21 protein-coding genes are annotated in these 17549 nt (G+C 60.7%); 13 read left to right on the top strand and 8 right to left on the bottom strand.

Annotated features, from left to right (window positions below; all coding sequences use genetic code 11):
* Window positions 1-12 precede the first annotated feature (12 nt).
* The 12 genes from NMG80_RS01405 (at window position 13) to NMG80_RS01460 (ending at window position 10760) form a co-directional block, all read left to right on the top strand.
* Complete coding sequence (locus NMG80_RS01405) at window positions 13-1059, top strand: UDP-glucuronic acid decarboxylase family protein (RefSeq protein ID WP_254016478.1); 1047 nt, start codon at window positions 13-15, stop codon at window positions 1057-1059.
* Window positions 1060-1163: 104 nt separating this feature from the next.
* Window positions 1164-1382 (top strand): hypothetical protein, encoded by a 219-nt coding sequence (locus NMG80_RS01410; protein ID WP_254016479.1) that lies wholly within the window; start codon window positions 1164-1166, stop codon window positions 1380-1382.
* A 161-nt stretch (window positions 1383-1543) separates the two neighbouring features.
* Window positions 1544-2647: an inositol-3-phosphate synthase gene (locus NMG80_RS01415; protein ID WP_254016480.1), complete on the top strand. Its 1104-nt coding sequence runs from the start codon at window positions 1544-1546 to the stop codon at window positions 2645-2647.
* A complete protein-coding gene (locus NMG80_RS01420; protein WP_254016481.1) occupies window positions 2644-3240 on the top strand; it encodes a histidine phosphatase family protein in 597 nt (198 codons plus the stop codon). Before NMG80_RS01415 ends, NMG80_RS01420 begins: the two co-directional genes overlap by 4 nt.
* A 13-nt stretch (window positions 3241-3253) precedes the next feature.
* Window positions 3254-4375 (top strand): CgeB family protein, encoded by a 1122-nt coding sequence (locus NMG80_RS01425; protein WP_254016482.1) that lies wholly within the window; start codon window positions 3254-3256, stop codon window positions 4373-4375.
* Window positions 4375-5181: a sugar phosphate nucleotidyltransferase gene (locus NMG80_RS01430; RefSeq protein ID WP_254016483.1), complete on the top strand. Its 807-nt coding sequence runs from the start codon at window positions 4375-4377 to the stop codon at window positions 5179-5181. The genes NMG80_RS01425 and NMG80_RS01430 overlap by 1 nt, the downstream gene beginning before the upstream one ends.
* 2 nt (window positions 5182-5183) lie before the next feature.
* Window positions 5184-5945, top strand: a complete 762-nt coding sequence (locus NMG80_RS01435; RefSeq protein WP_254016484.1) for a TIGR04290 family methyltransferase — start codon at window positions 5184-5186, stop codon at window positions 5943-5945.
* On the top strand, window positions 5938-6870 hold the full coding sequence (locus NMG80_RS01440) for a glycoside hydrolase 5 family protein (protein WP_254016485.1): 933 nt from the start codon (window positions 5938-5940) through the stop codon (window positions 6868-6870). The genes NMG80_RS01435 and NMG80_RS01440 overlap by 8 nt, the downstream gene beginning before the upstream one ends.
* 100 nt (window positions 6871-6970) lie before the next feature.
* Window positions 6971-7729, top strand: a complete 759-nt coding sequence (locus NMG80_RS01445) for a PIG-L deacetylase family protein (RefSeq protein WP_254016486.1) — start codon at window positions 6971-6973, stop codon at window positions 7727-7729.
* Window positions 7726-8790, top strand: coding sequence for a glycosyltransferase (locus NMG80_RS01450; protein ID WP_254016487.1), 1065 nt, complete (start codon window positions 7726-7728; stop codon window positions 8788-8790). The genes NMG80_RS01445 and NMG80_RS01450 overlap by 4 nt, the downstream gene beginning before the upstream one ends.
* A gap of 9 nt (window positions 8791-8799) precedes the next feature.
* Complete coding sequence (locus tag NMG80_RS01455) at window positions 8800-9789, top strand: GNAT family N-acetyltransferase (RefSeq protein WP_254016488.1); 990 nt, start codon at window positions 8800-8802, stop codon at window positions 9787-9789.
* Window positions 9790-9941: 152 nt separating this feature from the next.
* Window positions 9942-10760: a class I SAM-dependent methyltransferase gene (locus tag NMG80_RS01460; RefSeq protein WP_254016549.1), complete on the top strand. Its 819-nt coding sequence runs from the start codon at window positions 9942-9944 to the stop codon at window positions 10758-10760.
* Between the two features lie 22 nt (window positions 10761-10782).
* On the opposite strand, the gene NMG80_RS01465 is transcribed toward NMG80_RS01460, so the two are convergent.
* From NMG80_RS01465 to NMG80_RS01475, 3 genes are all read right to left on the bottom strand, one after another.
* Complete coding sequence (locus NMG80_RS01465) at window positions 10783-11007, bottom strand: hypothetical protein (RefSeq protein WP_254016489.1); 225 nt, start codon at window positions 11005-11007, stop codon at window positions 10783-10785.
* Between the two features lie 568 nt (window positions 11008-11575).
* On the bottom strand, window positions 11576-12139 hold the full coding sequence (locus NMG80_RS01470; RefSeq protein WP_254016490.1) for a sigma-70 family RNA polymerase sigma factor: 564 nt from the start codon (window positions 12137-12139) through the stop codon (window positions 11576-11578).
* A gap of 260 nt (window positions 12140-12399) precedes the next feature.
* Window positions 12400-12894 (bottom strand): hypothetical protein, encoded by a 495-nt coding sequence (locus tag NMG80_RS01475; RefSeq protein WP_254016491.1) that lies wholly within the window; start codon window positions 12892-12894, stop codon window positions 12400-12402.
* Window positions 12895-13246: 352 nt separating this feature from the next.
* Here NMG80_RS01475 and NMG80_RS01480 point away from each other — a divergent pair, with 352 nt between their 5' ends.
* Window positions 13247-13564, top strand: a complete 318-nt coding sequence (locus NMG80_RS01480; RefSeq protein ID WP_254016492.1) for a hypothetical protein — start codon at window positions 13247-13249, stop codon at window positions 13562-13564.
* 609 nt (window positions 13565-14173) lie between these two features.
* Here NMG80_RS01480 and NMG80_RS01485 read toward each other — a convergent pair.
* The 5 genes from NMG80_RS01485 to NMG80_RS01505 form a co-directional block, all read right to left on the bottom strand.
* Window positions 14174-14701, bottom strand: coding sequence for a YciE/YciF ferroxidase family protein (locus tag NMG80_RS01485; protein WP_254016493.1), 528 nt, complete (start codon window positions 14699-14701; stop codon window positions 14174-14176).
* Window positions 14702-14989: 288 nt separating this feature from the next.
* Entirely contained in the window at window positions 14990-15208 is a 219-nt protein-coding gene (locus NMG80_RS01490; RefSeq protein ID WP_254016494.1) for a hypothetical protein, read from the bottom strand.
* Between the two features lie 278 nt (window positions 15209-15486).
* Window positions 15487-15708: a hypothetical protein gene (locus NMG80_RS01495; protein WP_254016495.1), complete on the bottom strand. Its 222-nt coding sequence runs from the start codon at window positions 15706-15708 to the stop codon at window positions 15487-15489.
* A gap of 20 nt (window positions 15709-15728) precedes the next feature.
* Window positions 15729-16100, bottom strand: coding sequence for a SpoIIAA family protein (locus tag NMG80_RS01500; protein ID WP_254016496.1), 372 nt, complete (start codon window positions 16098-16100; stop codon window positions 15729-15731).
* A 194-nt stretch (window positions 16101-16294) separates the two neighbouring features.
* Complete coding sequence (locus NMG80_RS01505) at window positions 16295-17449, bottom strand: DUF3182 family protein (protein WP_254016497.1); 1155 nt, start codon at window positions 17447-17449, stop codon at window positions 16295-16297.
* Window positions 17450-17549 lie beyond the last annotated feature (100 nt).

The raw sequence follows: 17549 nt of genomic DNA on the forward strand, positions 1-17549 counted from the left end.
GAGAAAATAGAGATGCGGCAATCAAGAAGGACGCAACGGACCAAATCGGCGCTTGTCGCCGGCGGCGCGGGTTTCCTGGGTTCGCATCTTTGCGAAACACTGCTGCAGGCCGGGTGCCGTGTGATCTGTGTCGACAATTTTCTTACCGGTCGGATGGAGAACATCGTCTCGATGATGGACCGTCCTCGTTTCCGGCTGATCGAGCAGGATATTTGCCGACCATTGGACCTTGCTGAGCCGGTGGACCGCATTTTCAACCTGGCGTGCGCCGCATCACCGCCGCGCTACCAAGCCGATCCGGTTCACACCACGCGAACCTGCGTGATCGGAACCCTCAATCTGCTTGAGCTCGCCGCCCGAAACAATGCGCGCTTCCTGCAGGCATCGACAAGCGAAGTGTATGGCGATCCCGAACAGCACCCGCAAAGGGAGGACTATGTCGGCCACGTGAACTGCACCGGTCCCCGTGCCTGTTATGATGAGGGCAAGCGAACCGCCGAAACCTTGTGCTTCGACTATTTGAGAACCGAAATGGCCGACATCCGGGTCGCGCGCATCTTCAACACCTATGGTCCGAGGATGGATCCTGCCGACGGCCGGATCGTCTCGAACCTGGTGATGCAGGCGCTGGAGAAGAGACCACTGACGATATTCGGCGACGGGCTGCAGACCAGGTCGTTCTGCTACGTCTCCGATCTGGTTGACGGCCTGGTTCGTCTTATGGATGTCGATCCCAATCCGCGCCAACCGGTCAATTTGGGCAATCCCGGGGAGTTCACCGTTCTTCAACTGGCAGGATTGGTGAGAGATATGACCTACAGCAATTCGGACTTCAAATTCCTGCCACTGCCGCAAGACGACCCTCGCCGGCGGCAACCGGATATTTCCCGAGCAAAAACCCTTCTCGATTGGGCGCCAAAGGTGCCGCTCAAGCAAGGCCTGATGCAGACGATCAGCTATTTTACGGAGCTCGAAGCCAGCCGTAACAAGGATCGAATTCCCCCAATTGCGACAAGCGTCAAGTCCGCTTCAGGCCGACTGCAAAACCTGCAGGCCTGAGGTCAGGGAGAGCTGCCCGCGGGCATGGTCATGGTGAGACGGTGACCGTGCCAACAGGCGCTTTCACTTTTTCTCATCATGGGAACATCCAGTCGACCTCGCCGTTGGGCGAGGATATCGGTATGGAGAACGGACCCGTGCATCGAAAACGATCCGCCAAGGATATCGAGCAAATGGCCGAAAGGGAAACGGCTGCCTTTCTGAGACGTGCCTCGATCACCTACCTCGAATGCTGCGTGAGCCTGATGATGACGCACCTCGAGCGCGAGGAAGTGGCCACCATCCTGGAAAAAGAAGCGGATATGCTGCGAAGCCTCGACTGAGGCCTGCGGCGCTGAGGTCGGTCAGCCCAGGCAACGCAAAACACAGGGCGCAGCTTTGATCCGAATGGAAGTTCGTGATTTTTCCAGGTCGCAAGGAACATTCCCGGCAGCTGACAGTTCGGCGCGAGGAACTTACCTTCAACAGCGATGGCGGCAGTTTCGTGGGATCAAAAAAGGTACGGATTGGAATAGCCGGCGTCGGCAATTGCGCGTCTTCCCTTGTCCAGGGCCTCTCATATTATCGGGACGCCAAGGGCAATGAGCCGATACCGGGCCTGATGCATGCCAACCTCGGCGGCTATCACGTCGATGACATCGAGGTGGTCTGTGCTTTCGACGTCGCCAAGGGCAAAGTTGGGCGTGATGTGGCGGAAGCGATATACAATGCGCCCAACAATACCTTCCGCTTTGCCGATGTTGCAGCAACCGGCGTTCGCGTCGAGCGCGGACCGACACTTGACGGCATCGGTAAATATCTGCGCGATGCGATCGAGGAGGCAGAAGAGCCGGTCGCGAATGTCAGCGCGCTGCTTCGGGAAAGCGGCGCGGACGTCCTGGTCTCATATCTGCCGGTCGGCTCGGAAGAAGCTACGCGTTTTTACGCCGAGTGCGCGCTCGAGGCCGGTTGCGCCTTCGTCAACTGCATACCGGTCTTTATCGCATCGCGGCCTGAATGGCGCCGGCGCTTTGAACAGCGCGGTCTGCCGCTGGTCGGCGACGATATCAAAAGCCAGGTCGGCGCGACGATCGTGCACCGGTTGCTCGCCAATCTGTTCCGCGAGCGCGGCGTCCGCATCGACCGCACCTATCAGCTGAATTTCGGCGGTAACACCGATTTTCTCAACATGCTGGAGCGCGAGCGGCTGGAATCGAAGAAAATTTCCAAAACGCAATCCGTAGCCAGCCAGTTCGACGTTCCCCTGGAGGCCGGCAACATCCATGTCGGCCCCAGCGACCATGTTCCTTGGCTTACCGATCGAAAATGGGCCTACATCCGCGTCGAAGGCACGACGTTCGGCGGCGTGCCGCTGAATGCAGAGCTCAAACTGGAAGTATGGGATTCGCCCAACTCGGCCGGGGTTGTTATCGACGCTGTCCGCTGCGCCAAACTGGCGCTTGACCGCGGCATCGCGGGAGCGCTCACCGGCCCTTGCAGCTATTTCATGAAGTCGCCACCCGAGCAGTTCACCGATGCCGAGGCACGCCAGCGCACGCTGTCTTTCATCGCCGGGAGGGACGAGCCGATGCTTGATGCCGCGGAATGACGACGACGTTCCTCTTGATCCGCCATGCGGCGCACGACAATGTCGGCGACTATCTTGCCGGACGCATGGCTGGAGTTTGCCTTGGCGAAACCGGCAGGGCACAAGCCTTGCGCCTGGCCAGCCACATGGCGCCGCGGCCGCTAGCGGCCATCTGTTGCAGCCCGCGCGAACGAACCATGGAAACCGCAAAACCGATCGCAATCGCCTGCAATCCCGAGAAGATTACAATCTGCCAAGAGCTCGATGAGATCGACTTCGGCGCGTGGTCGGGCAAGACCTTCGAAGAGTTGAAACAGGACGCCGGCTGGCGGGTGTGGAACAGTCAACGCCAGCAGGCGAGGACGCCCGGCGGCGAGACAATGCTGGACGTCCAGCAACGTGTCATCTCGCTTATGCAGCAGCTTCGCAAACGCTACCAAAACCAGTCCGTGGCACTGGTCAGCCATGCCGACGTGATCAAGGCCGCCGTCTGCAAGGTGCTCGGCTTGCCGCTGGGAGACTGTTTTCGCTTCGACATCGACCCCGCTTCGATCACCACGGTCGTGTCCGGTGACTGGGGCTCCAAGCTGATCCGCCTAAACGAAGCCGCCTGACGAGGACTGCCGGATGCGTATGGTCATTTTCGGTCTCACCGTCACCTCCTCGTGGGGAAACGGACACGCGACGCTGTGGCGCGGGCTAATCCGTGCGCTCGGCCGGCTGGGCTGGTCCGTCAGCTTTTTCGAACGCAACACCCCATACTATGCCGGCGCACGCGATCTTGATCATCTCGATGGCGGCAATGTCGTTCTCTATCCGGAGTGGGAGCACATTCGCCATGTCGCAGAACAGGCGATCGGGCAATCGGACGTCGTGATCGTCACGTCCTATTGCCCGGACGCCGTGGAAGCATCGCGCCTGGCGCAGCAGGCCTGTCGCGGGCTGAAGGTTTTCTACGATCTCGACACGCCAGTCACACTAGCCCGGATCGAACAAGGTCTACGACCGGCGTATTACGGGCCCGAGGGGCTGCGCGATTTCGACCTCGTCCTCAGTTATACGGGGGGAACCGCAATCGATGCGCTGAAAACGCTGCTGGGCGCCCGCCGTGTCTTGCCTCTCTACGGCCATGTCGATCCCGAGCGACACCGGCCGGCCGAGCCCCGGGCTGAATTCGCCGGGGATTTATCCTATCTCGGAACTTATGCGGCCGATCGCCAGGCCGGCGTCGAAAAGCTGCTGGTCCGCACGGCAGCGCGCCTGCCGGACCACCGCTTCGTCATCGGCGGCGCCCAATATCCGCATGAATTTCCGTGGGGCGAAAACATCTTTTTTGTCAGGCACCTTCCGCCTGCGGATCATCCGGCCTTCTTCTGCTCATCGCGCCTGACGCTGAACGTGACCCGCGAGGCGATGGCCAGGAGGGGCTGGTGTCCTTCGGGCAGGCTGTTCGAGGCGGCAGCCTGCGGCGCGGCGATCGTGAGCGACACCTGGCCCGGGCTGAGCAGTTTTCTCCAACCCGGCAGCGAGATCATCCTGGCGGACACCACCGACGATGTGGTCGCGGCAGTCGGCTTGCCCGACAGCGAAGTCGACGCAATCCGGCGCCGGGCGCGCGAGCGGGTGTTGGACGAACACACCTCTGCGCAGCGCGCCAGGGAACTGGACCGCCTCCTGTCCGATTCATTGCAGGGCTTGACGGCGGGGCAGGGCTTGACGGCGGGCGAGCCGTTGAAGGAAGCAATCTGATGTTGGGCATCGTGCCCGCCGCTGGCCGCGGCAGCCGCATTCAACCGCTCGGCTTCTCAAAGGAGCTGCTGCCGGTCGGCAGCCGCATCGACGGCCAGACCGAGCGTCCTTGCGCGGTGAGCGAGTATCTGGTGCGTCGCATGGTGCGCAACGGCGTCGACAAAATCTGCTTCGTCATCGGATCGGGAAAATCGGACATTCTCGAATACTACGCCGCCGGCTACGGCGACGCCGCCGCATTGTTTGTCGTGCAGCCCAACCCCGTCGGTCTTTGCGACGCGATCTTCCGCGCCGCGCCGCTGGTCGCGCCGGACGAGACGGTTCTGATCGGCCTGCCCGACACGATCTGGTTTCCGGAAGATGGCTTTTGCCGCCTGCCGGACGACCGGCTGTCGTTTTTGCTGTTCCCGGTGGATCACCCGGAACTGTTCGATGCCGTCGTTCTCGACCAGGACGACCGGGTGAAGGAGATCCAGGTCAAGCAACAAGGCGCCGCATCGAACTGGATTTGGGGGGCGTTCAAGATGCCGGGCCGCATACTTCACCAGCTTGCCGCGCTTTGGCGCGAGCGGGATCAAAGCGACGAATACGTCGGCACCCTGATCAACGCCTATTTGGCGGCCGGCGGTGAGGCTTGCGGCGTCAAGGCAGGCACCGCCTATGTCGACGTCGGCACGTTCAACGGCTACCGCACCGCGCTTCGGCTGCTTGAGAACAACGACACTACGTTGGAGGACCCGAAAAACCTCATATTCGCGCTGCCGGGGCAGGCGCAGATACCAAGCCATCCAGGCGAAGGAGGCTAGCCATGCTGCGTTCGAACGCCGAAATCCGCCGCCGCATCGATGCCCTTGGCCCGTGGTTCCACAACATGGAGTTGGCGGGCGTCGAAACCGCCCCCGACCATTTCCTCGGCAACTACCCGCTGATCAAATGGCGCAAGTTCGCCGACGCCATTCCTGCCGATCTGTCCGGCAAGGCCGTGCTCGACATAGGCTGCAACGCCGGCTTCTACTCGATCGAGATGAAGCGACGCGGCGCCGGCCGCGTCCTCGGCATCGATTTCGATGAAGCCTATCTCGCGCAGGCGCGCTTCGCCGCCGAAATCGCGGACTGCGACATCGAATTCCAGCAGCTGTCGGTCTACGACGTCGGCGCCCTGCGGGAGAAATTCGACATCGTCCTGTTCATGGGCGTGCTTTATCACCTGCGCCACCCCCTGCTCGCTCTCGATCTGATCCGGCAGCACGTTGCCGGCGACCTGATGATCTTCCAGTCCATGCAGCGCGGCAGCATCGAACTGCCTGCACTCGACGAGAATTATCCTTTCTGGACCCACGATCTGTTCGACCGGCCGGAGTTTCCGAAGCTGCATTTCGTCGAGCATCGCTATGCCGACGACCCGACCAACTGGTGGATTCCCAATCGCGCCTGCACCGAAGCGATGCTGCGCAGCGCCGGCTTCGAGATCGTGCTGCACCCGGAGCAAGAGGTTTATTTCTGCCGCGCCGCCGGTGAGCCGGCCGGCGGCGGCGCCGTCTACCCGTCGAAAGGACCACTTCATGATTGAAGCCGCGATGATCTGGAACGAGCCGAACAACAAATCCCATTGGGATCCCGAACTCGACCCCGACTGGAGCCGCTTCGCCGACATGGCAATACTGGCCTCCGATGCGATCGCATCGGCAAACCCCGCCGTGACCAAGATCCTGGGGGGCATTTCGCCGATCGATGCCGATTTCATGGCGCTCATGAAGCAATACGGGGTGCTCGATCATGTCGATGCCGTCGGTGTGCATGGCTTCCCACTCGACTGGAATCTCTGGCAGATTCAGGAATGGCCCCAGAAGATCGGCGAGATTTCGACCGTCACTGATCTTCCCGTATGGGTCAGCGAAGTTGGTGTGTCGAGCTTCGGGGCGGAGGAGGTGCAGATCTGGGGTTTGCGCAGGAGCGCCGAACTGCTGCTCGGGAATGCCTCGCGCGTGCAATGGTACAGTCTCTACGATCTTCCGCGCGAATGGGGTGCAACGACGCGTCACCGCGAGGCCGAAGGCTCCTCCTACTATCGCCACTTCTACATGGGCCTGCTACGCGAAGACGGCACGCCCAAACCCGCGCTCGAGGAATTCCTGCGTTACGCACCCGAGATGGGACTGGTGCAATGGTTCCACTTTGAAGATCCCCGGCTGGACGACGCCGTCGCCTGGATGAAACGGCTGGGCGTCACCAATCTGCGGACCGGGCTTTCCTGGGCCGACAGTTTCAGGCCGAATGCGCTGGATTGGTACGACCGGCAGATGGAAGCACTTGCCGATTTCGACGTGACCATCACCTTCTGCTTTACTCCGGAGCACCGTGGAGTGATGCCGCATCACACCAGTCCGCCGCTGGTGCCGGAGGAATTTGCGGAGTTTTGCGCGACGATGACCCGCCGCTACGCTCCAGCCATGGCTGCCTCGCCGGTCAGAGCGGTGCGTGCTTCGGCAGCATGAATGTGCCATGCAACACGCACCTGACAGGTCCGGACAGCTTGCCGAATTCGCGGCCTTATTGCTAGGTGCTGCTCCGCACTGCTCTGACGGTGCTGAGATCATGATCGTTGTCGCGCATCCGGACGACGAGACCATCGGCATCGGCGGGCATCTTGCCGGCTTGCGTGGATCTCGCATCGTTCATGTCACCGATGGCGCGCCGCGAGACCTTGAAGACGCGCGAGCATACGGCTTCGAGACGTGGCAGGACTATGCCGAGGCCCGCCATAGGGAGTTGGAGACGGCGCTGGCAGCAGCGGGATTGCCGTCGACGGCCCTGCTCAGCCTCGGCCATCCCGACAAGCAAGCCGCCGGAAATCTTGGCTCGCTCGCACGGGAGTTGACCGGCCTTCTTGCCGATCGCGATATCAGCTTCGTCTGTACGCATCCTTATGAAGGTGGTCACCCCGACCATGACGCGACCGCCTTTGCCGTCCATGCGGCCTGCCATTTGCTGCGCCGCGACGGACGCCAGGCGCCGGCCATCGTCGAAATGGCGTTCTATTCCGCCGGACCTGATGGTGCGGTCCTTCAGGATTTCAATAGCCATTCCGACAGCGAGTGCATCGAATTGCACCTTACGGAAGCGGCTTTCGAACGGAAGCAGTGCATGCTGGCCTGCCACCGGACTCAGCAACGGACGCTGGCGCCGTTCACGGCGCGCGTCGAACGTTTCCGGGTGGCGCCTGCATATGATTTCCTGGCGCTGCCGAACAACGGCAGGCTTTATTACGAGGCGCTGCCGCTCGGCTTCGAGCCGGCGGTTTGGCTTCACGCCGCGGCCGCTGCGCATGAGGAGCTTGGGCTCGACCGACCATGACCCTCACCGTCCTGAACGTCGCCTACCCTCTCGCGCCAGTCGGCCCGGATGCGGTTGGCGGTGCCGAGCAGGTGCTGTCGATGCTCGACCAGGCACTCGTGCGCGCCGGACACGCTTCCATCGTGATCGGTTGCCAGGGCTCCGAAGCGGCGGGCGTCCTCATCGAGACACCTGCCGAACCGGGGGTGCTCGACGATGCGGCGAAAAAACGGGCACAGCGCTCCCACCGCGTCGCGATAGACGTTGCACGCGCCCGTTGGCCAATCGACGTGGTTCATCTGCACGGCATCGATTTTAATGCCTATCTGCCTGACGATGGCGCTACACTTGTAAGCCTGCACCTGCCGCTCGACTGGTATCCGGCCGACGATTTGCGCCCGATCCGCGACGATCTATGGCTTCACGCCGTCTCGATGGCTCAACAGAGGACCGCGCCGCCGGGTGCCAGGCTGGTTGCAGCCATTCCAAACGGCGTCGATTTCGACGCGCTGAGCGGTCGGCAGTCCAAGCGCAACTTCGCGCTGGTGCTCAGCCGCATCTGTCCGGAAAAAGGCATCCACCTGGCACTGGACGCGGCCAAACAGGCTGGCGTGCCGCTGGTCATCGGCGGCAAGGTCTATCCCTACCAAACCCACACGCTTTACTTCCGTGACGAAGTCCAGCCGCGCCTCGACAAGCGGCGCCGCTTCCTCGGTCCGCTCGGCTTCACGGCCAAACGGCGCTTTCTCAACGCCGCCCGCTGCCTCGTCATTCCCAGCCTCGCCGCGGAAACCAGCTCGCTTGTCGCGATGGAGGCTCTCGCCTGCGGCACGCCGGTTGTCGCCTTTCCAAACGGCGCGCTGCCGGATGTGGTCGAACACGGCAGGACGGGCTTTCTGGTCAATGACATCGATGAGATGGCGGAGGCCATCGTCGCAGCATCCGGCCTGGATGCCGAGATATGCCGGGCCGAGGCGCGGCGGCGCTTTTCGCTCGACCAAATGATTTCGTCTTACATGGACGCCTACCAAGCGCTGGCAGGACTTGGTGCCGGCCGCAGGCGCCTCGCGGCGGTGCAGTGAGCGGTTTTCATGCTCCGCTCCGAGATCATCGACGATCCGGCCGACCTTGAGGCCCTGGCGCCGCGCTGGTGGGAGTTGTGGGCGCACAGCCGGACAGCGACGCCGTTCCAAAGCCCTGCCTGGCTGGTGCCGTGGTGGCGCGCATTCGCGCCCGGAGAGCTGGCGACGATCGCTGTCTGGCGAGGCGACGATCTGGTGGGATTGGCACCGCTTTACCTGGAACAGGCAACTTCCGGGTCGCGACTGCTTCCGGTTGGGATTTCGTTGAGCGACTATCTGGATGTCCTGTGTTTTCCCGGCATCGAAGCGGCTGTCGCCGCCGTCATCGCCGACCGGGTTGTTGCGATCAATTGGTCGCAATGGATTTTACCGGACCTGCCGGCCGGTGCTGCCGGTCTCACTATCGCGCACCCTGCGCTGGAGGCAGGTCAACCCGTCGACCACGCCGCTTGTCCCGTGCTCCCGATCGCTGGCGACGATGCGCTTGCGGTCTGCGTTCCGGCGCGGCGAAGACGCCAGTTGCGCCGCGCACACAACGCCGCACGCCGGCGCGGCTGCGTCTCCATCATACCGGCGCAGGCCGATCTCAAAGCGTTTTTCGATCACCTGGTCCGCCTTCACGGCGCGCGTTGGGCCGGGCGTGGCGACGGCGTTCTGGCCGATCCGGCTGCAGAAGAATTCCATCGGCAGGCGCTTCCCATGCTTGCCGCGCAGGGTCTTGTCCGATGCTGGCTTGTTGCTATCGATGATGCTGTTGTCGGCGCCTATTACGGATTTCATCATCGCCACCGCGCCTACGCCTACCTTGGCGGTTTTGATCCGGCCTATGCCGAGGAAAGTCCCGGCGCAATCCTGATCGGTCACGCGATTGCCGAGGCGGCTCGTGAAGGGGCGCGGGAGTTCGATTTTCTGCGCGGCCAGGAGAACTACAAGTATGGCTGGGGCGCCGTCGACCAATGGACAATGCGAAAGGTCTGGACGCGGAGCATGGCTCGATGAGCACGATCGGACGAAAGCCATCGCCGCAGGCGGCGTCGGCAGCAAGAAAGGTGCTCGAGGAGTGCGTGGCCGACGGCGCCTGCGTCGAAGCCATCATTGCCAGACTGGCGCTGCGCTTCGAGACGGGGGTCGATGCCGCAGAATTGGCCGATGTGGCGCTGGATATGAGTTCAGCCGACCTTCGAAAACGCGACAGACTGGAGGGGATCGCCGATCTGCTTCGTCACCGGCCTGACATCTTCGCCACGCTGCGCGAAACAGGTGCGGCCGTCCGCCACGAACGCGATGAATCGGAAACTGACGCCGCGGTCGTCAGGCGGCTGGCCGCCGGCTTTGATGCCGCGGCGACGATTTCCCCGGCGGCGAGCGTTCAGCTGTCTTCGTTGGGAGACGAGGAGAAACTCACCGCCGCCACGAACGAGATCGTCGCATGGTTGGAGGGGCAAGGCTTCACCGGCCGCGACCAGGACATACTGGACATTGGTTGTGGCATCGGGCGTTTCGAAAGCGCGCTCTCGGATGCAGCGCACCGGATCGTCGGCATCGACATATCCTTAGAGATGATTTCGGTCGCTCGTCGGCGATGTGCCGGGCTGCGCAATGTGGACCTGCGGCCGACCTCTGGTCTCGATCTTGCCGATTTCAGCAACGCAAGCTTCGATTGCGTGCTGGCTGTCGACAGTTTCCCCTACCTGGTGCTGGCTGGGCTGGCGGAGCGGTACGTCAAGGAAATTGCGCGTGTTCTGAAGCCTTCAGGCATGGCAGCACTTCTGAATTACTCCTATCGCGGATCGCCGGCGCTGGATCGTGCCGATGTTCACCGCCTCGCCGAAGCCGACGGCATGCAGGTCGTGGTTGACGGCGAGAGGCCGTTCCGGCTGTGGGACGGAAATGCCTTTCTTCTTACTGCATCCGACGGAACATTACGGCCCAATGATTGTTCGGGCGTCAGAGAGAAAAGGCACCTGTGAGGGCCCACAATCCGAAGGAGGACTAGATGGCATCCGGCGGCAAAATAGACATCACCTCTGCCGTCAGGGTAAAGGCTCCGGCGCCGGCGCGATGACCGATTTGTCCAAGGACAGGGTCGAGGAAACGCGGCTTTGTCCAACAGAGGCTAGGAAGCAGCACACCGAGAAACGCCGGCTCGATGGCAATCGGATCAACTCCGATCAGTATCACGCCGCAGATCGGCTCTCTTAAGACTGACTGCTGCAACCGCAGACGCCAATCATGACCAGTGGCCAGTCGAGGTCGCGAGTGTCGAATTGTCGAGCGCACCCGGCAATAGTGCCGGGAGGACCCGAGGGGAAAGCATAGGCTTCCCCGACGAGACCAGCAGCTTCGATACACAATGCTGTGCAAGGGACGGGCTGTGCAAGGGATGGCGCTGACTGTGAGGACGGCGCGCGAATCCTTGCAAACTCTGATTGCCGTCACCACACTGGTGAAGGGACTGATTCGTTAAGAGAACACTATGTCTCGCTCGAGCGACGATAGCATCAGCCCGAAACTCCGGCTGGCAATAGACCGGAAGATTGCATCTCTGCTGACTGCTATCGAGCAGGAAAAGGTCCCCGACCGGCTGGCCAACCTTGCGGTTCAACTGCAGAATGCGCTTGTCGAGAAGCGTCGGTGCAAAGCAAAGAAACAGGACTAGAGCGGTTCAGCTTTTGGCAAAACCGCCGAACCGCTCTAAATATTTGTTTTTACGCAATCCCCTAGGGAAAGCGCTATGCGCTTTTCCGGGGAAAGCCGCTACACACTTTTCCTGGAGTTGCTCTAGCTATCGACGCCTGTCGACTGCGAAATTTCCCTGTGCTTCTTGCAAGTGATTGCGTCTTTCCACCAATGTCTGCAACGAACTTTCGCCGAGGAATTCCAGCACGCCGGCACGCGCTCGGTTAAGGCGGCTTTTTACCGTTCCCACCGCGCAACCGCATATTTCGGCAGTTTCTTCATAGCTGACGCCAAGAACCCCGATCAGCATCAGGACCTCGCGCTGATGTTCCGGCAACCTCTGGACCGCGTTAGAGACTTCCTTGCTCTGAACGGACCACTCCTGCGTCGCTTCCGTAATCGGAATTGCGGAGGCGCAGTCAAGCAGGCCTGGCTTTTCCCTGTCGGCGGCCTTGATGCGCGTATAATAGGTATTGCGCATGATGGTGAAGAGCCATGACTTCATACGCGTTCCGGGCTCGAACTTGTCGATGTTGGCGAGCCCTTTGGTCAATGTCTCCTGGACCAGGTCGTCGGCATCGTCGGGAACACGGCAGAAGGTGCGGGCAAAGGCTCGCAGGGCAGGTATCAGGTCAACGATGGAAACTTCATCCGTTTCCCGGTTGGCCAAGGCGTACCCCCTGGAGGACAATGGTCCAGCTCCCAGCAAGAAAGAGTTGATGAACGCAGACCTAGCTAAATGCATGAAGGTTTGGATCGTTCCGGACATCGAAATAAGTCGCTGGAAAATCTCGATTGGGCAACGCACACGCCCTGCTTGGGCGGCTGAACTCCAGTTGCGGCTTGGAGCATGGCCAGGGATCCGCCCACTCAATTCGCCATCGGTTCGCCCGATGGCCGGCTCCGCGGCAAGTCCAGCGGGCGGGCCGTCTATGACCGCTCGTTGTTCTTAGCCGCCTCTTCTCGCTGCTTTTTCAGGACTTCGTCAGTCCCAACCAACTTTTTCGCCCCGCCGGATATCGCTGTGGACACGACGGCAGGAGGGTCGCTCGCGGGAAAAGAATCCTCAAGCCCGGCCTGCAACTGGTCTTCCAGGGTTTTCGGCTCTTCGGAGCGACCAGGCGTCCTTCGGGTTTCTGCTCCCTCCAGCGGCTGTTTCATTTTCGGCGAACAACTGACCTCGCGAACGCAGGCGTAAAGCTGTTCGATGGCAAATTCCTTCATTGTCTCGAAATCGGCCCTCTCATCTTGCATTGCCTCGATCTGATCGACCATGGTCTTCTCGAACCGGTCCAGGCTATCGCTTCCGCAAGCCTGGCAAAGACGCAATAATGCTTCGTGGAGCACTTTCGGACCAAAGTAAGCAGACGCCTCGAGCTTGAGCCGCTGCAAATGCTCTGGAGTCACCGCGTGAAGTTTTGACATATGCAGCCCTTTCGCCTGACGAGCATATCAACGGCGTGGGTCGGCAGATGTTCCATCCACCCGGCACCGAGGCATAGCTCTTGTTCAGCGAGCCGCCGCTTCAAGGTGTAACGGCAAATCGCGTCATTTCCGGAATTCAGCTCGTGCTTGACCTCCTCTAACGCTGTCGCCAGACCATGTCGCGATAATGGCGGCGGCCAGAGTTAGATGAACACACGATGGACATCCCGATTGTAGAAAGCGCCGATCAAGCGCCCTGCCAGAAGGTGAGAAAGGAACCTTTTATGAAACACGCCGTTTGCCAGCAGGTCGTTTTCATCAGCGACCTTAAAATGATGGAAAGGGTCTTGCCATGAACTACAAGATGATCTGTTTAGGCGCGATGGCGCTTTCTATGGTAAGCGGCGTTTCTCTTGCGGCAGGTACCGACACAGGCACTTCTGCCTTGGATGACCCCGCAAAGATGGAGCCGTTCTACACGGACTCCAGCATGAAGACCTTGCGGTCTGACGACGAGTTCACGAAGGCGTGGAAAGCGCTGACGGACGAGGACCGCACGGCAATGACAAAAGTCTGCAATGAGGAGATGGCAAACGCCAACGCCGCCAATACCCACCCTGAATTCTGCAGCAATGTCAAAAAGCTCGGCGGCGAGTCGGCACAGAACTGAACCATGGGAAGGCGGGCAGCGGCCCGCCTTTGGTTAGCGACTGTGAGGCAGGGAGGAGCACGATAGCCGCGTGGGGTAGCTATCTTAACGGGTCGCTCCGCCACCCGCGGCCATGCGAATGCCCAGGCCAATGATGAAACAGCCGGCGATACGCTGCTGCCACAGCCCTATCTTTGGTGCCTCAGGACGCCGATTGCGAGGAGAGGCAATTGAACAAGCCCCGCCCCACGGTCATGCCCAGCACCGTGAAAAACGCCGTGCTGCCCCCGTGGGAGATACCGCGTGCCGTCACAAGCAGGCTGTCGGGACCGGCGGCGCCTGCATGAAGATAACCGTTCCCAGGAAAGCCATCCACAAGACGGGATCTATGATCCTGCTCTCTTCGCCTGACACGTGCGCAGTGTCTTTGAACTCCTTGGCGTCTTCGGGGATTCCAATTCCTGCCCAGCGGCCCGTTGCGCCTTGAATTGGCAGTTGCAGGTCAATTTCCTGCAACTGCCAGTCGGTTAGGCCGGTTCAAGCAATTTCGGACACAAGGCGCGATACCCTGCATCTTCGGGGCAGAGCTCCCGGCGATCCTTGCCTGGCTCCACAAGTCGGCATATGGACCTACGCGGCCGCTTGAAGGGCACGTTCGTTGACACCACCCTCGCCTAGACCCGTCAGCGCTTCGTCTGTCGCGACCTCTTCCTTGAGCGTCGCTTTGAGAAGAGCGGCGACATCGTCCTTTCCCATCTGTTCTGCCCAGGCGACAAGAGTGCCGTAGCGGGCGATCTCGTAATGCTCGACGGCTTGCGCCGCTGCGACCAGTCCGGCATCGAGCGCAGGAGCACCGTCATATTCTTCGAGGATCTCCGAGCCTTCTTCAATGATGCCGTCGATCGCCGGACAGGTCTTGCCGCGTGCTGCCTTGCCAAATTTCTCGAACACCTCCTCGAGGCGATCGACGTGAGCTTCCGTTTCCATACGATGCTTTTCGAAGGCAGCAGTCACTTTTTCCGACTCGGCACCTTTCGCCATTTTCGGCAGGGCCCTCAGTATTTTCTTTTCGGCGTAGTAAAGATCCTTGAGCCCGTCGAGGAACAGGTCCTCAAGACCCTTGGTTGTCGCTTTCGCGGCTTTCTTCGCAGTTGGCATGGTCGTCTCCCGCTGGGGTTGGAGCTAGCCTCCCTAACGAGGAAGGCGTCCGATAACCCCGCCGGCCGGCAACAAGTTCCCTGATGATTCGAGCCGCTGGAAATTTTCCGACACCTAATGCATGTCGCGCAAAAGTGTGCAGCGGTTTTGCGATAACGACATGCATAAAACCATAGCCTAAAGCGCGTCGCATGAGGCCGGTCAAACGCGGCGCGCTTTAGGGGTCGAGGAGCAGCGCCGCTGGCCTTTCGGGTCCGTGCCCCAATCAGAGCGCGCCGCGCAATCGGCTCAATCGATCCGCTTGATACGGCCCTTGTCGAGACGGAACGCTCCATCCTGTCCGCCCTGCTTTTCAAAATCGGTAAGCAGATCGTCCCATGTACCCAGGAATTCGCCACAGTCATCGCAAACGATCCGGTCCTCAGGGCGGGCGTCGGCCGGAATCCTCAGCCTTATTGTCAGACAATAAGGGCATTCCAACTGGTGGTTAAGATACTGTTTGGTCATGGACGACAGCAAGAATGCACTGGAAATGTAGCCCCTGCAACCTCGCTCGCGCTGATCCAGGGCTTGATCGGAATTCTACGGCGATAGGGCATCACGGATTGCCGCGATCCTCCAGGGATGCGAGCGCGTCTTGGCAGGGCCCGATTGAAAGGCAACAGGGCTCAGCGCAGTTGCCGTTGCTGCCAGCGCGGTTCTGAACATGAGGCCCTGGATCTTGGAACTGAAACGGTCCGCTCTCGGTTCGAAAGCGACGATGGGTCAATACAGCTTGAACACCATCACATCCGGTCTTTGGTCGGAGGCCAGCCAGACTGAGCCGTCGGCGGAATGTTGTCGGAGGTCACCTCACCCCGCTTGAGTTTTCTGATGGCTTCGTTGGCTTCAATTTCATCCAGACCGGAAAGCGGCAAACCGTCAACTATGACGGCTTCCTCGCTCTCCTCGTCATAGACTTCCCACAGACCATCCGAATCCTGCCGTTTGTTGTAGATGGTTGGCATGGCCGCTCCCCTAGATACCGCTATTGAACGCGTGCTACCCACTCCAGAGCCTGGGTCTTTTCGTCCGCCGGGAACACCCGCGCCTCGATCTGCGGGAAAAGCGCTCCCGTCATCTGCGTAGCTGCCTTGATCCACTGTTTGTCGGACACGACTGCGGCACGCTGGAAGCGGTGGAATTCGCCAAGTTTGCTCAAGCCGTACTGCAGATCGCGGCGCAGGGCGTCGCCCGTCATATCTTCCAGATCAGTTAGGTCGGCCAGGATGCCGATCTCTTCATGTTCTCTCAGTTTCTCTTCGATGGCCGGGATGATTTTGTCGTAGTCCTCCGCGGTCACGGTACCGGCAACGCGAAATGCGGCGACATTCTCAGGAGCAGAAATAACCTCGATCACTTTTTCCTCCTTGGGATTGGCTTTCGGGTTATGCCGAACAACTCAAGCCGCCCACGGATGTTCCCTGGTCCTAAGCGTTTTGCGATTTTTAATTTGACACTTATAAACCGGCGCAAAATGGCACAGGGTTGTGCAGCGACCATCGACGCGCAAGGCAAGTCCACCGTACAAGACGATCGTATTAGCCTACGATGTTAATCGGCCGCTTTCGTTGCCGGCTCCCGGGTCGCATGCGTGACGACGGTATAGCGCGTAATCGGACCCTCATCGGGGTCTTCTCCTTGAAAGTGAACGTCCGCGTCCACCGGTAGCCGGCTGGTATTGCCGAACTTCTTAACTGCGGACGCACGCACGAGTTGGATGGCCGGGTCCTGCTTCATAATTTTTATTGCCGCAAGCTCGGCAGTACTGCTGCCACCAATGCGCCAGCTGGCCTCGAGCACACCGGAACGCCAGGTACCCGACGAATCGACACCCTGCCCGATGTCGTAGTTGCGCCGCGAGGCGAAAAATCCAGGATACTCAGCCATCGCCGCGTCATAGGCCCTCGCCTGCACAATTGCCAAAGCTAGTGCGCGAGGAAGCTGAAGGTCTTCGAGAGCTTGCCATCCGCCGCGCACTACAATGAGATCCGACCCGCCATAAACGGATTGTCCCGCATTATCGGTCGTCGTCCTTTGAGTGCCGTAGTAGGCGACCATGACTTCGTCGATCTCGGTTCTGCCAACACTCAATGTGACGACGTCACGAAGGTCGGCTTCGAGCACCAGACCGCACTCGCCCAGGTCGGCCGAGCGGTATCGCTCGAGCAGTCTCTCGACGTCAGCGACTGTGCGAACGACGTGCTGGTCCTGGCCTCGCGAGGAAAGCGGTGGCTTAAGTCGGGCCAGCCCGAGCCTCAGCAGGCGTTGCGCTGCTCGCAGCGCATCGTGCCGCGAAAACACGGTGTAGCCAGGCAATACTGCTGCGCTGACAGTTCTGCCGAAGCCGGTTGACCATTCCTTCGGTCGCTTGGCCAAGTCGTCGACCAGTTCATGGGTTATCGCCTTGGTGGTTGCGAAACGCCAAGGCACCACGCCGCCGAAGAGGTCTTGCGGCCCTTTGATACCCAGCCGCGCCGCATCGGGAGCAAGCAAGCTCTCGTCCGGCACGAAGTACAAGCCCCCGCCATTGCCGCTGCTGCTGCCTAGACCCTGCCGGAAGGCAAACCCCTTGAGGGTGGCAATCGTGCGGGCGACGGCAGCCATGGCTTCCCGCTCGTGAGCGTAGAGAGGCTCGCAGCCCGGCGCGGAGAATGCGATCACGGTGCCTTTTGGCTCGCTCGGCTGAGTGCCTCTGTGCTCGGTCATCTCTCTCCTTCCGGTGCTTCCTCGTTATGGCATTGGGTGCCGGTGTTGCGGTCCCTACGCGCTCTGCCCCGGGAGAACGCACCAGATGGCAGAAACGTTC

This window comes from Mesorhizobium escarrei (assembly GCF_935825525.1).
GTDB lineage: Bacteria > Pseudomonadota > Alphaproteobacteria > Rhizobiales > Rhizobiaceae > Mesorhizobium > Mesorhizobium escarrei.